The organism is Solimonas fluminis (assembly GCF_002930645.1).
Taxonomy (GTDB): domain Bacteria; phylum Pseudomonadota; class Gammaproteobacteria; order Nevskiales; family Nevskiaceae; genus Solimonas_A; species Solimonas_A fluminis.
This window is the reverse complement of record NZ_PSNW01000001.1, coordinates 300,568-313,944: the sequence shown is the minus strand read 5'-3', so window position 1 is coordinate 313,944 and position 13,377 is coordinate 300,568. Positions and strand designations below refer to the sequence as shown.

14 protein-coding genes are annotated in these 13,377 nt (G+C 69.9%); 10 read left to right on the top strand and 4 right to left on the bottom strand.

What is annotated here, in order from left to right:
• Nucleotides 1–55: 55 nt before the first annotated feature.
• From C3942_RS01540 to C3942_RS01530, 3 genes are read left to right on the top strand one after another with little or no spacing between them, the layout of a single operon-like run.
• Complete coding sequence (locus tag C3942_RS01540; RefSeq protein ID WP_104228569.1) at nt 56–1,918, top strand: sensor histidine kinase; 1,863 nt, start codon at nt 56–58, stop codon at nt 1,916–1,918.
• A 54-nt stretch (nt 1,919–1,972) separates the two neighbouring features.
• Nucleotides 1,973–2,608, top strand: a complete 636-nt coding sequence (locus C3942_RS01535; protein WP_104228568.1) for a peroxiredoxin — start codon at nt 1,973–1,975, stop codon at nt 2,606–2,608.
• A gap of 8 nt (nt 2,609–2,616) precedes the next feature.
• Nucleotides 2,617–3,042 (top strand): hypothetical protein, encoded by a 426-nt coding sequence (locus C3942_RS01530; RefSeq protein ID WP_104228567.1) that lies wholly within the window; start codon nt 2,617–2,619, stop codon nt 3,040–3,042.
• Here the strand turns inward: C3942_RS01530 and C3942_RS01525 are convergent.
• Nucleotides 3,032–3,817 carry a methyltransferase domain-containing protein gene (locus C3942_RS01525; RefSeq protein WP_104228566.1) on the bottom strand — a complete coding sequence of 262 codons (786 nt, stop codon included), beginning with the start codon at nt 3,815–3,817 and terminating at the stop codon, nt 3,032–3,034. The genes C3942_RS01530 and C3942_RS01525 overlap by 11 nt on opposite strands.
• A 49-nt stretch (nt 3,818–3,866) precedes the next feature.
• Here C3942_RS01525 and ilvD point away from each other — a divergent pair, with 49 nt between their 5' ends.
• Nucleotides 3,867–5,564, top strand: a complete 1,698-nt coding sequence (gene ilvD / locus C3942_RS01520) for a dihydroxy-acid dehydratase (RefSeq protein WP_104228565.1) — start codon at nt 3,867–3,869, stop codon at nt 5,562–5,564.
• 61 nt (nt 5,565–5,625) lie between these two features.
• Here ilvD and C3942_RS01515 read toward each other — a convergent pair whose 3' ends face one another.
• The 3 genes from C3942_RS01515 to C3942_RS01505 are packed head-to-tail and all read right to left on the bottom strand — an operon-like array spanning nt 5,626 to nt 7,708.
• Nucleotides 5,626–6,411, bottom strand: coding sequence for a hypothetical protein (locus C3942_RS01515; protein ID WP_104228564.1), 786 nt, complete (start codon nt 6,409–6,411; stop codon nt 5,626–5,628).
• Nucleotides 6,408–6,629 (bottom strand): hypothetical protein, encoded by a 222-nt coding sequence (locus C3942_RS01510; protein ID WP_104228563.1) that lies wholly within the window; start codon nt 6,627–6,629, stop codon nt 6,408–6,410. Before C3942_RS01510 ends, C3942_RS01515 begins: the two co-directional genes overlap by 4 nt.
• 26 nt (nt 6,630–6,655) lie before the next feature.
• Nucleotides 6,656–7,708 carry an AraC family transcriptional regulator gene (locus C3942_RS01505; protein WP_165797272.1) on the bottom strand — a complete coding sequence of 351 codons (1,053 nt, stop codon included), beginning with the start codon at nt 7,706–7,708 and terminating at the stop codon, nt 6,656–6,658.
• Between the two features lie 113 nt (nt 7,709–7,821).
• On the opposite strand from C3942_RS01505, the gene C3942_RS01500 reads away from it, so the two are divergent.
• From C3942_RS01500 to C3942_RS01475, 6 genes are all read left to right on the top strand, one after another.
• Entirely contained in the window at nt 7,822–8,697 is an 876-nt protein-coding gene (locus tag C3942_RS01500; RefSeq protein ID WP_104228561.1) for an SDR family oxidoreductase, read from the top strand.
• Nucleotides 8,694–9,620: a patatin-like phospholipase family protein gene (locus C3942_RS01495; RefSeq protein ID WP_104228560.1), complete on the top strand. Its 927-nt coding sequence runs from the start codon at nt 8,694–8,696 to the stop codon at nt 9,618–9,620. The genes C3942_RS01500 and C3942_RS01495 overlap by 4 nt, the downstream gene beginning before the upstream one ends.
• An 18-nt stretch (nt 9,621–9,638) precedes the next feature.
• Entirely contained in the window at nt 9,639–11,144 is a 1,506-nt protein-coding gene (locus C3942_RS01490; protein ID WP_207765933.1) for a flavin-containing monooxygenase, read from the top strand.
• Between the two features lie 37 nt (nt 11,145–11,181).
• Nucleotides 11,182–12,024 (top strand): metal-dependent hydrolase, encoded by an 843-nt coding sequence (locus C3942_RS01485; protein ID WP_104228559.1) that lies wholly within the window; start codon nt 11,182–11,184, stop codon nt 12,022–12,024.
• Nucleotides 12,025–12,047: 23 nt separating this feature from the next.
• On the top strand, nt 12,048–12,884 hold the full coding sequence (locus C3942_RS01480) for a class I SAM-dependent methyltransferase (protein WP_104228558.1): 837 nt from the start codon (nt 12,048–12,050) through the stop codon (nt 12,882–12,884).
• Between the two features lie 62 nt (nt 12,885–12,946).
• Complete coding sequence (locus tag C3942_RS01475) at nt 12,947–13,366, top strand: SRPBCC family protein (RefSeq protein ID WP_104228557.1); 420 nt, start codon at nt 12,947–12,949, stop codon at nt 13,364–13,366.
• The last annotated feature ends 11 nt before the right edge of the window (nt 13,367–13,377 follow it).

Here is a 13,377-nt window from a genome sequence, read left to right as displayed (position 1 = left end):
CAGGGGCGCCGCCTTGGCGGCAGAATCCGCCGGTATCGGCCGACATGGGGGAAGGGTGGCAGGCAAGTGGCGGGGGAGATGGACGACGGCGCTGCTGGTCCTGGTCCTGTACCTGGGCGGCGGCCTGGCCTGGGGCGCCGACAGCCTGCGCCTGACGGCCGGCGAATTCCTGCCCGAGGCCTCGATGCAGCTGCCGGACGATGCCGACCCCCGCTGGCGTCCGGTCCAGCTGCCGGATCCCTGGCAGCAGCCCGGCCGGCGGGCCGAGGGCAGCAGCGGCTGGTATCGCTTCCGGGTCGATACGCCGGCGCCGGCGCAGGAGCCTTGGGCACTGTACTTCCTGCGGGGCGGCATCAATCTGGCGGCCTACTTCAACCGCGGCTTCATCGGCGACGGCGGCCGCTTCGACGAGCCGATCGCGTTCAATGCCAACCGTCCGCTGCTGTTCGCCGTGCCGCAGTCCCTGCTGTCGTCCGATGGCCGCAATGTCGTGCACGTCTACCTGCGCGGCTATCCTCATTTCACGGGCCTGTATCCGCCGGAAGCCGGCACGTTGCGCGAACTGCAGCCGCGCTACGACCGGCGCAGCCTGCTGCAGGATGACCTGGGCTTCGCGCTGTTGCTGCTGACCGTGGTGACGGCGCTGTTCAGCCTGACGCTGTTCCTGCGCAACCGCGACCAGTCGCTGTATCTCTGGTTTGCGCTCTGTGCGGTCTGCTGGAGCGCCTTCAGCGCCAGCATGGCGCTGCACGATCTGCCGCTGCCGGGGCGCTACCAGCTGGTGCTGATCCACAGCAGCATCGACTGGGCCTGTGCGCTGCAGCTGCTGTTCGTGCATCGCTTCCTGGGCGTACGCCGGCCGCGGATCGAAAAGACCCTGCTGGCGCTGGCGGCGGCCGGGACGCTATGCAATGTCTTGGGCGGGTGGTGGGCGCTGCGCTACCTCGGGTCCTTCTTCAACCTGCTGAGCCTGCTGGGGCTGGTGTACGGGCTTGCCTTCGCCCTGGGCCGGCACGGGCACCGGCGCGACGCCGCGCTGCTGTGCAGCGGATTGGGGCTGCAGCTGCTGTGCGCGCTGCACGATTTCGGCCTGGCCCTGACGCGCTCGCCGGACTGGTACGCGCACAGCATCTTCCTGCTGCCCCTGGCGGTGTCGTTGTTCCTGACGGCCCTGGGCTGGCGCGTGCTCGACCGCAGCCTGGTGGCGCGCCGTGACGTCGAGGATCTCAACCTGTTGCTGGAGACGCGCGTGGCCGAGGCCCGGCGCAGCCTGGAGCAGGGATTCGAGCGGCGCTGCGAGCTGGAGCGCCAGCAGTCGGCGCTGGAGGAGCGGGAGCGCATCCACCGCGACCTGCACGAGGACCTGGGCGGCAAGCTGCTGACGCTGATCCATACCGGTGAAAACGAGGCCAACGTCGAGCTGGCGCGTTCCGCACTGGCGGACCTGCGCGAGGTCGTCATCTTCGACCCCGGAACGGCCGTGAGCCTGCGCGGCACGCTGGCGGAGATGGAGGCGGAGGCCCAGCAGCGGACCGAGCGGGCCGGCTGCCGGCTGCGCTGGAGCTATCCCGAGGATGGCGACGACCTGGCCGTGCCTTCGCTGTTCGCCTTCCACCTGGCGCGCATCCTGCGCGAGGCGGTCAGCAACGCCCTGCGTCACGGCTCGGCGCCGGAAATCCGCGTGGATTTCGCGCTGGGCGGCGGCCGCCTGCGCATGCAGGTCGCCGACGCCGGCTGCGGCTTCGAGGGCAGCCGCCCGGGCATCGGCATGCGCAGCATGTGCGCGCGTACCGAGCTGCTGCGCGGCCGCATCCACTGGAACCAGGGCGAATACGGCGGCACCGTGGTGGAGTTGCAGGCGCCGCTGCCGCTGGTCCCGGAGGATGAGGCGCGGATTGGTTCTGTCCTTATGTCTTGATCTGGCGCGGGAACGGCGCATCATGGAGCCCCCCGAACCCCACAGGAGAACGACATGACACTGCGATTGGGCGATATCGCCCCCGACTTCGAGGCGGAAACCACCGAAGGCCGCATCCGCTTCCACGAATGGCTGGGCGGCTCCTGGGGCGTGCTGTTCAGCCATCCGCGCAACTACACGCCGGTCTGCACCACGGAACTGGGCTACACCGCCAAGCTCAAGCCGGAGTTCGAGAAGCGCAACGTCAAGGCCATCGGCCTGTCGGTGGACAAGCTCGAGGACCATCACGGCTGGAGCAAGGACATCGCCGAGACCCAGGGGGCCTCGCTCAACTTCCCGCTGATCGCCGATGCCGACAAGAAGGTGGCGAACCTCTACGACATGATCCATCCGAATGCCAGCGACACCTTCACCGTGCGCTCGGTGTTCATCGTGGACCCGAACAAGAAGATCCGCCTGACGCTGACCTATCCGGCCAGCACCGGCCGCAACTTCGACGAGGTGCTGCGCGTGATCGACTCGCTGCAACTCACCGACAAGCACAAGGTCGCCACGCCGGTGAACTGGAAGCAGGGCGACGACGTGATCATCGTGCCCGCGGTCAACAACGAGGATGCGAAGAAGCTGTTCCCGCAGGGCTGGAAGGAACTCAAGCCCTACCTGCGCGTCGTGCCGCAGCCCAAGGGTTGAGGAGCGACATGCCGATGGCCGTGAGGGGTCCCCGGCTGCTCGCCGCCGGCCTGCTGCTGGCGCTGGCCGCTGCCTGCGGCCGGGCGCCCCCGCCGCCGGCCAGCGGCCTGGAGGTGGAGGGCGGAAGCCTCAGCTTCAGCGCCGTGCAGGGGCAGCCGGCACCGCCGCCGCCGCAGACCCTGGTGGTGCGCGTGGACAAGGACAAGGCCAAGCGCATCGGCACCGGCCCCGCCGTCGGCGAGACCGCGGACTGGTTCACCGCGCGCATCGATGGCGAGCCGCCGGAGCTGAAGCTGGTGGTGAGCATCACGCGCACCACGCTGCCGCCGGGTGACTACCGGGCACAGCTGGAGGTCGCCACCGGCGATGCGCAGGAGAACCTGCTGCAGACCCGGCCGATCGAGCTGAACTACCGCGTCCTGTTCAGGCCCTGATTCCGGACGCAGCCGCCTGCGGCGGGACCCACAGTGTGCGGCAGCCATGCTCACGCGGGTCCAGGCCGCCGGCCTTGCCGAGCAGGGCGACCCGCTCCGGCAGGTCCAGGGAGTAGCGCCATTCGTCGATGCGGCCGCCGGCCGTCCTGAAGGCCTCGGTCCAGTCGAACCACCAGGGCACGATGCGGGTGGCCAGCGGTTCGACGATGAACACGGCGCTGCCCTGCTGGATCTGGCGCAGCAGTTCCTTCTGCAGGGCCAGGCGGCCCTCGATGGACAGTTCGTTGACCACGTAGGCTCCCAGGACCGCCTGGGGGCCGCGCGGCCAGCGCAGCTTCTCCAGGGGGCCGCCGACGGGCCGGCCCTGCAGGCCCAGGTCGCGCCAGGTCTCGCGGGCCTCGGCCAGGGACCAGCCGTTGGGCTCCACGCCGGTGACCGGCGGGGCGGGGTTCCAGCAGCGGGCCCAGGCGGCGCCGGCCACGCCGGTGCCGCAGCCCAGGTCCAGCGCGGGCAGGGGAGCGGTGGCGGCCACGTCCAGTGCGGCGAACACCCGCTGCAGCAGCAGGAAATGCACCGGCCCGTAGTAGCAGGCGAAGGCGGCGCGCTTGCCGCGGCCCTCGAAGGCATCCTTCTGCAGGCGCTGGCGCTTCTGCACGTAGTCCTGGGTCAGGGCGGCGAGTCCGCGGGAAATCTCGCGGAAGGTCAGTTCGCGCTCGTGGCGGGCGAACAAGCGGTCGATCCAGTGCTGGACCGGCGGGATGTCGGGGCTGCTCATGGTCCCGACATGATACGGTTCCACACCCGTCTCATCAGCCAGGTCCGCCATGTCCGACGCCAGGAAGCCGGTTCTTAACAGCCGCTCGCGCAACATCACCGAGGGCATCGCCCGTTCGCCCAACCGCGCCATGCTGCGTGCGGTGGGCTTCACCGACAGCGACTTCGACAAGCCCATCGTCGGCGTCGCCAGCGGCCACTCGACGATGAACCCCTGCAACGCCGGCCTGGGGCCGCTCGCCGACCGTGCGGAAGCGGCGCTGAAGGCCGCCGGCGCCATGCCGCAGACCTTCGGCTTCCCCACCGTCACCGACGGCATCTCGATGGGCACCGAGGGCATGAAGTTCTCGCTGGTGTCGCGCGAGGTGATCGCCGATTCGATCGAGACCGCGGTGCAGTCGCAGTTCATGGACGGCGTGCTGGCCATCGGCGGCTGCGACAAGAACATGCCCGGCGCCATGATCGCCATGCTGCGCATGAACGTACCGGGGCTATTCTGCTACGGCGGCACCATCAAGCCCGGTTTCTGGAAGGGCCAGGCCCTGACCATCGTCTCGCCCTTCGAGGCCGTGGGCAGCTTCACCGCCGGCAGGATGAGCCGAGAGGACTTCGACGGCATCGAGAAGAACGCCTGCCCCAGCCATGGCGCCTGCGGCGGCATGTACACCGCCAACACCATGTCCTCGGCCTTCGAGGCGCTGGGCATGTCGCTGCTGGGCTCCTCGCAGATGGCCAACCCCGATCCCGAGAAGGGCGACAGCGTGGCGCAGTCCGCCGCGGTGCTGGTCAACGCGATCCGGCTGGGCATCCGGCCGCGCGACGTCGTCACGCGCAAGAGCATCGAGAACGCCATCGCCCTGGTGATGGCCACCGGCGGCTCCACCAACGCGGTGCTGCATTTCCTGGCCATGGCTCATGCCGCCGGCCTGGAGTGGTCGCTGGACGACTTCGAGCGCGTGCGCCGCCGGGTGCCGGTGCTGTGCAACCTCAAGCCCTCGGGTGCCTATGTCGCCGTGGACTTCCACAAGGCCGGCGGCGTGCCGCAGGTGCTGAAGATGCTGCTGGTGAAGGGCCTGGTGCATGGCGACTGCCTCACCGTCACCGGCAGGACCCTGGCCGAGGAGCTGGCGCACATCCCGGCCGAACCGCGCGCCGACCAGGACGTGATCCGCCCCTTCGACAAGCCGCTGTACAAGGAGGGTCACCTGGCGATCCTCAAGGGCAACCTCGCCCCGAACGGCGCCGTGGCCAAGATCACCGGCCTGAAGAACCCGGTCATCACCGGCCCGGCGCGCGTCTTCGATTCCGAGCCCGAGGCGATGGAGGCGATCCTGGGCGACCGCATCCGCGCCGGCGACGTGCTGGTGATCCGCTACATCGGCCCTCGCGGCGGTCCGGGCATGCCCGAGATGCTGGCGCCCACCTCGGCGATCATCGGCAAGGGCCTGGGCGAGAGCGTGGGCTTCATCACCGACGGCCGCTTCTCCGGCGGCACCTGGGGCATGGTGGTAGGCCATGTCGCGCCGGAGGCCTTCGCCGGCGGTCCGATCGCACTGCTGCAGGAGGGTGACCGCATCACCATCGATGCCCACCGGCAGCTGATCCAGGTCCATGTCTCCGACGAGGAACTGGCGACGCGCCGCGCGGCCTGGAGGCAGCCGGCACCGCGCTATACCCGCGGCGTGCTGGCGAAGTTCGCGCGGCTGGTGAGCGGCGCCGACCGGGGCGCGGTGCTGGACGGCGACTGACGCGGCGGCCCTTCACCACCGACAGCGTCATGCCGGCTTTCGCTTTCGTGGCGTGTCCCGCTCAGGCGGCGAAGAAGGCCTGCAGCGCTTCCAGCGTGCCGCTCTTGCCGGCCTCCCGGCGGGCCGTGGCGCGGTGCTTCGGGTCCACCGCATCGGTGAGCCGGGCCATGCGCTGCTGGTCCTTCGCGTCCATCTGCGCCATGACCAGCCCCACCTCGTGGATGAAGGCCGGCTCCTTGAAGGCGGCGTCGATCAGGCGCATGAGCTGCCCGTCGTCCATCTGCGCGGTCAGGCGCGCGATGCGGTCCTTGCGCTGGGCGAAGCTGGAGATGCGCAGGGAGTCGGCGGGGTCGGCGATCTCCTCCATCAGGATCATCGCCTTCTGTTCCGGCAGGTAATCGGTGAAGCCGCCCATGATGTGGTAGTCGCGGCTGGCCAGCATCTGGCGCGTGACGCCGCGCATCAGTTCCACCGGCAGCTTCTCCAGTTGCTCCTGCGCGCGCTCCGGAATCTGCTCGCGGGCGATCTCGGCCATGAACTCGTCGTCGAAATGCTTGCACATGCGGGCCGCGCGGTCGGCCGGCACGTAGTAGGACATGTTGGCGGTGATGCTGGGACCGAAGACCTTGCGGCACAGCAGGGCGCTCAGCGCATCCGGCGCCAGCTTGCCGCTGGCGGCGATCTTCTCGAACAGCCCGGCGAATTCCTCCAGCAGGCTGTTCTGGATCAGCGTGCGCAGCTTCATCAGGCCGGCACCGTCCAGCGCGGCGAGATGGCCCAGTTGCCCGGGCTCGCGGTGCAGCACGCGCGCCAGGCGCCGCAGCTCGGTGTCGCGGTCGATGTTCATACGCCGAAGAGCTTCCTGATGGGGGCGCGCAGCAGCCAGGGCAGCTGGTTCAGGGCTTCCTCCATGCTGCCGCGGATGTGCTTCGAATGGGCCTGGCGCGCCTGCTCGATGTCGCCGGCCAGCTTCTGCCGGTCGGCCTCGGCCAGCACGGACAGGAAGTCCAGTTTCGCCGGCTGCGTGCGCAGCAGCCGCGCCAGCTTGTCGTTCGGGTGGGGCATGCTCGTCTCCTGGTCTGCGCCGCAGTCTAGCCTGCAGCCTGCTCTTCCAGCAGCCGGCGCCGGTAGACGCTGGGCGAATCGCCGGTCCACTTGCGGAAGGCGCGGGTGAAGTTGGCCGGGTTGGTGTAGCCCAGACGCGCGGCGATGTCCTGCAGCTCCAGGGTGGAGTGGCGCAGCAGCTGGAAGGCGTCGCGCTGCCGTATCTCCTCCAGCAGGGCCAGGTAGGAGGTGCCCTCGGCCTGCAGCTTGCGCTTGAGGCTGCGGCCGGACATGTGCAGGCTGGCGGCCACCGCGTCCACGCCGGGATAGCCGCCTTCGGGCCGCAGTGCCAGTTCGCCGCAGACGCGTAGGCCGACGCCTTCCTGCAGGCCCCCGGCCTGGGCCAGTTCGCGCTCGCAGAGGGCGATGGCCTGCTTCGAGGCATGGGGATCGGCCAGCACCGGCCGCAGTGCCAGGTAGCGCAGCGGAAAGCGCAGCAGGTTGGCGGGCTGGTTGAAGCGGATCGGCGGCAGTCGCTCGCGGTAGGCCGCGTGATAGGGCGGCTCCGGCCAGTCGAACCAGATCTCCGCGCCCTCGAAATCGCGCAGCTCCATGCCGAGGATCGCCGAGCCGCCACGTGCCAGGCCCAGCAGGATGTTCTCGATGAAGAACGAGCGCAGTACCGGGATCGGGTGCTTCTCGCGCAGTTCGATGGCGCCGTGGCCTGCATCCTGGCGCAAGGCCATCGTGAAGTTGCGCTGGCGCGCCTGCACATAGCGGATGGTGATCTCCATGGCCTCCTGCATGGAGGGGCAGCTCATCGTGGCGTAGCCCAGGAAGCCATGCGAGGTCGGGCGCATGCGCAGCCCGTACTCGTAGCCCAGGCCCGGGTCGCCGGACAGGCGGATGCCGTTCATGGCCAGCAGCGTCCACTGGAAGGCCGACATGCGGGCCTCCGGCTGCGACAGCAGCGCGGCGTCCAGCGGCACGCCCGCCAGCAACTGCTCCTGGCCCACGCCGCGCTCGGCCATGATCTCCACCAGCAGCTGCAGGTAGGAAACCGGGATCGAGGGCTGGTTGATGTCGGGTGGCAGCTTCATCGGACAGGCGGGCTTTGGCGCAAAATGATAAGCGGAATGGCGCAGCGCCGTCTCACGCCGGACGGGCGGAGGCGCCAATATTGCCATCGTTCAATGATGAGGTTGGAGGCGGCATGGCCAGGGGTTTGCGCGGCAAGGTGGTAGCGGTGACGGGCGGGGCGCGGGGCATCGGCCTGGAGATCGCCAGGGCACTGGCGGCCGAGGGCGCCCAGGTGGCCATCGGCGACATCGACGGCAAGCTGGCCCAGGCGGCGGCCCGTCCGCTGGGCGCCCATGCCGCGAAGCTCGATGTGCGCGACCGCGGGTCCTTCGGGGCCTTCCTGGATTCGGCACGCCGCGCGCTGGGTCCGGTCGACGTGCTGGTCAACAACGCCGGCATCATGCCGATGGGTGCCTTCCTCGACGAGCCGGCGGAACGCTCCGATGCGCAGATCGACATCAACTTCCGCGGGGTGATCCACGGCATGCAACTGGCGCTGCCGGAGATGCTGGAGCGCGGCAGCGGCCATATCGTCAACATCGCTTCGCTGGCGGGCCGCTTCGGCATCCCCGGGGCGGTGGTCTACACCGGTACCAAGTTCGCGGTGGTGGGCCTGACCGAGGCGGCGGATGCCGAGTACCGCGGCCGCGGCGTGCATTTCACCGCGGTGATGCCCTCCAAGGTGCGTACCGAGCTGGCCGCGGGCACCGAGGAGGCCGGCAAGGGCATCCCGGCGGTGGACCCGGAGGACGTGGCGGCAGCGGTGGTGCAGGCCCTGAAGCGGCCGCAGCTGTTCGTGGCCGTGCCGGGGTTCCTGAAGCCCGCCGCGGCACTGATGCAGCTGGCGCCGGAGTGGCTGATCCGCCTGGGGCGTCGCGCCATCGGTGACGACCGCATCCTGTCGAAGCTCGACCACGGCGGCCGCCGCGACTACGAGCGCCGGCTCGACGCGCTGGCGCATCGCGCACATGCGGCGGCCAGGCCGGTGCGCAAGCGGGTGCGCGCATGAGCCGCCGTGCCCTGGTCATCGGCTGCGGCGGCGTGGCCGGCGGTGCCTGGAGCATCGCCACGCTGGCGGCGCTGCAGCGCGAGCTGGGCTGGGATCCGCGCGAGGCGGAGATCCTGATCGGCACCTCCAGCGGGGCCGTGCTGTCGGCCCTGCTCGGTGCCGGCGTCCCGGTGGAGCGCATGGTCGCCAGCCAGCGCGGCGAGGCGCCGGACTGCGCATGGAACCATGACCTCGACACCGGCGGCGTGCTGCCGCCGCTGCCCGCGGCGCAATGGCCCGGCCTGCCGCTGGCGCGCCTGGGCCTGCGGCGGCGCATCTCCGCCTTCACCGCCTTCACCGGCCTGCTGCCGCGCGGTACCGCCGACATGGCGCCGTTCCGGCGCCTGATCGGCAGCGTGGTGCCGGAGGGGCAGTGGGCGCCGCATCGCAAGACCTGGATCGTCGGCGTGGACGTCGACAGCGGCGAGCGCGTGGCCTTCGGGCGCGAGGATGCGCCGCGGATTCCGCTGGACCTCGCGGTCTGCGCTTCCTACGGCGTGCCCGGATGGTGTCCGCCGGTGGAATGGCAGGGCCGGCGCTACCTCGACGGCGGCATCGCCTCGCCGACCTCGGCGGACCTGCTGCTGGGCAGCGGCGTGACCGAGGCCGTGGTGCTGGCGCCGATGGCTTCGAGCGAGCCCGACCGGCCGCTGTCGCCGCTGGCGCGGATCGAGCGCCGCGTGCGCCGGCACATGACCTCGATCGTGGACCGCGAGATCGCGCAGCTGCAGGCGGCCGGCATCCGCACGATCCGGCTCGAGCCGGGGCCGGCCGAACTGGCCGCGATCGGCTACAACATGATGGATCATCGCCGCCGCCGCCATGTCTTCGACGTGGCGACCGCCGGCAGCGCCCGCGCCGTGTACACGGCGCTTCGGCGATAAGTTCTTCGGAGAGCAGCAATGGGCAAGGCAGAACGCATGGAACGGCAGCCGGACTACGAGGCCATCGTCATCGGCACCGGCTTCGGCGGCATGGGCGCGGCGATCGAGCTGAAGCGGCAGGGCATCGATTCGCTGCTGCTGCTGGATCGCAACGACGATCTCGGCGGTACCTGGCACGTCAACCGCTATCCGGGGCTGGCGGTGGACATCGCCTCCTTCACCTATTCGTATTCCTTCGAGCCCAATCCCTGGTGGTCGCGCCTCTACGCGCCGGGCGCGGAGCTGAAGAAGTACGCCGAGCACGTGGCCGACAAGTACGACCTGCGCCGCCACATGCGCTTCAATACCGTGGTGCGGAAAGCGGTGTACGACGAAGCCAACCGCCTGTGGAGCGTGCAGCTTGCCGGCGGCGAGCCGCTGACGGCGCGCTTCCTGCTCACGGCCACCGGCTTCCTGTCGCAGCCGAAGAAGCCGGACATCGCCGGCATCGAGAGCTTCAGGGGCAAGGTCATCCACACCGCGGCCTGGGACCACGGCTACGAGCTGCAGGGCAAGCGCGCCGCGGTGATCGGTACCGGCGCCACGGCGGTGCAGCTGCTGCCGAAGATCGCGCCGAAGCTGGCGCAGCTCGACGTCTACCAGCGTACCGCGATCTGGGTGACGCCCAAGCTCGACGGCCCGATCCCGCTGGCGCTGCGCCGCCTGTTCGCGGCATTGCCGTCCACGCAGCGCTCGGCGCGCCTGGTCAGCTCCGGCCTGCTGGAGGCGATCATGGTCACCGGCGTGCTCCACAACCGGGAGCTGCCGCTGCTGACGCGCACCATGGAGCGGGTCTGCAGGGCGCACATCGCCCGCCAGGTGAAGGACCCGGCGCTGCGCGGGAAGCTGACGCCGGACTACAGCTTCGGCTGCAAGCGCCCGACCTTCTCCAATACCTACTACCCGACCTTCAATCGCCCCAATGTCGAACTGGTGACCGACGGCATCGCGCGCATCGAACCGGATGCCATCGTGACCCACGACGGCAGGCGCCGCCCGATCGACACCCTGATCCTGGCCACCGGCTTCAGCCTCTGGGAGGAGAACTTCCCGGCGATCCAGGTGATCGGCCGGGGCGGCAAGGACCTGGGCGCCTGGTGGCGCGGAACGCGCTTCCAGTCCTACGAGGGCATCGCGATCCCGGGCTTCCCGAACCTGTTCAGCCTCAACAGCCCCTACGCCTACAACGGGCTGTCCTTCTTCACCACGATCGAGGGACAGATGAAGCACATCGCGCGCCTGATCGGCGAGCTGCGGCGCCGCAAGGCGCGCAGCTTCGAGGTATCCGAGCAGGCCAACGACGCTTTCGTGGCCGACATGAAGCAGCGCCTGGAGCACTCGGTGTTCGTCAACGGCAACTGCGCCAGCTCGCGCAGCTACTATTTCAACCAGCACGGCGAGGCGACCCTGCTGCGGCCGACGTCCACCATCTCCGGGCTGAGGCGCGCTTCGCGGTTCCCGCTGAAGGACTATCACTTCGCCTGAACCGGGCGCAGAATCCGGGCGGCAGAGGAGCAGAGCCATGGGCAAGATGGAACACAAGGACGGCGGCACCGCGATTCCCGTGCGGCGCATGGATTTCGTCTTCGACGAGTCGATCCCCACCTGGTGGTTCGACGGCGACGTGGTGAAGACGCTGGTGATGGCGGCGCAGTCCTGCACCTTTCCGGAAGGCGAGCGCTTCTTCATCCGCGCCGTGCGCGCCTGGCAGGACGGCGTCAAGGACCCGCTGCTGCGCCAGCAGATCCGCGGCTTCATCGGCCAGGAGGCGCACCACGGCAACGAGCACACCGCCCTCAATGCCTTCATGCAGGGGCGCGGCCTGCCCACCGGCAAGGTCGAGGCCTTCGTCAAGCGCGGCCTGGGCTTGCGCGACCGCATGCTGTCGCCGGAGCGGCGCCTGGCCATGACCTGCGCGCTGGAGCACTTCACCGCGATGCTGGCCGAGATGCTGCTGGAGCACCCGGAATTCCTGAAGGGCATGGACGAGCGCGTGTTCGCGCTGTGGCTATGGCATGCGGTGGAGGAGAGCGAGCACAAGGCCGTGGCCTTCGACGTCTTCAAGGACCAGGTGGACAGCGAGTGGATCCGCCGCAGCCAGATGGTGGTCACCACGCTCGAATTCTCGCTGTTCAGCATGCTGCACTTCATCCGCCTGTACCGCGCTTCCGGCGAGAAGCTCGGCACGCGCGGCGTGCTGCGGCGGCTGGCCTACTTCCGCCCCTGGCTGCGCAGATTGCGCCCGCGCTACCTGGCCTACTACCGCCGCGACTTCCATCCGGACGAGGTGGACAGCCGCGCCCTGCGCGAGGCCGCGCTCAAGCGCCTGGCGCAGCTGCTGGACCGGCCGACGCTGGCCGCCTGAACCCCGACCCGAAGAGCAGACGCATGGCACGCAGTTCCGAGGCGATCAGCCCGACCGCCCACTACACCGGCTACGCCTGGTTCCACCACGGCCTGTCGCACCAGGCCCTTGTCACCCCGCAGGGGCGCCTGCTGTTCAATGCGCTCAAGCCCTGGTCGCTGCTGGCGCAGTCGCGCGGAAAGCCCACGGTGGACGGCTTCCTGCTGGCGCGCCACCGCCTGATCGACGCGCTGCTGGAGCAGGCCATCGCGGAAGGGCGCGTGACCCAGGTGATCGAGATCGCCGCCGGCTTTTCGCCGCGCGGCTGGGACTTCAAGCGGCGCCATGGCCGCCGCCTGCGCTACATCGAGGCCGACCTGCCGCACATGGCGGAGTGGAAACTGCAGCGCCTGGAGCGCAACGGCCTGCTGCTGCCGGGGCACCGCGTGCAGCCGCTGGACGCGCTGGCCGATCTCGGCCCGCTGTCGCTGTCGGCGCTGGCCGACCGCCTCGATCCGGCGCAGGGCACCGCGATCGTCACCGAGGGCCTGTTGAACTACTTCGACCGGGACGCGGTGCTGGGGATGTGGCGGCGCTTCGCCGGCGTGCTGTCGCGCTTCCCCCAGGGCCTGTACCTCTCCGACCTGCACCTGGCCAACGACAACCGCGGCACCTCGCAGCGGGTCTTCGGCAAGCTGCTGCAGGCCTTCGTGCGCGGGCGGGTCCACCTGCATTTCCCCGATGCGGGCGAGGCGCTGGCGCAGCTGCGGGAGGCGGGCTTCCCCGAGGCCCGGCTGCACGATCCCCGGCAGGAGCCCCAGGCAGGCCGGATCCTGCCGGGGGCCGAACTGGTGCGCGTCATCGAGGCGCGCAGGGGCTGAGCAGCCTCCGGCCCGGCGGTACATAATCCAGGCCTTCCCCATCTTTCCTTCAGGAGCATTCCATGGCACAGCACCAGGTTCGCGTCAGCCGCGATTTCAGCCTGCCCGTCGAAGACGTCTACGCGATCCTTTCCGACCACAACCGCCTGAGCCGCGTGCTGGGCGTGCCGGTCAAGCGCATCCGCGATGCCGCGGGCGATGACGTCAACGGCGTCGGCTCGGTGCGCCTGATCGGTGTCGCCCCCCTGGGCATCGAGGAGACCGTGACGGCGGCCACGCCGAACCGCCTGATCCGCTACAAGATCACCAAGGGCGGCGCGCCGGTGAAGAACCACAGCGGCGAGCTGACCTTCAGCAAGACCGCCGAGGGCTCGCGCGTGCAGTGGGCGATCGACTTCGACTCGTCCCTGCCGGTGGCCGGCACCGTGGTCCGCCTGGTGCTGGGCACGGCCATCAAGCTGGGGCTGCGCCGCATCTCCTGAGCACGGCAGGG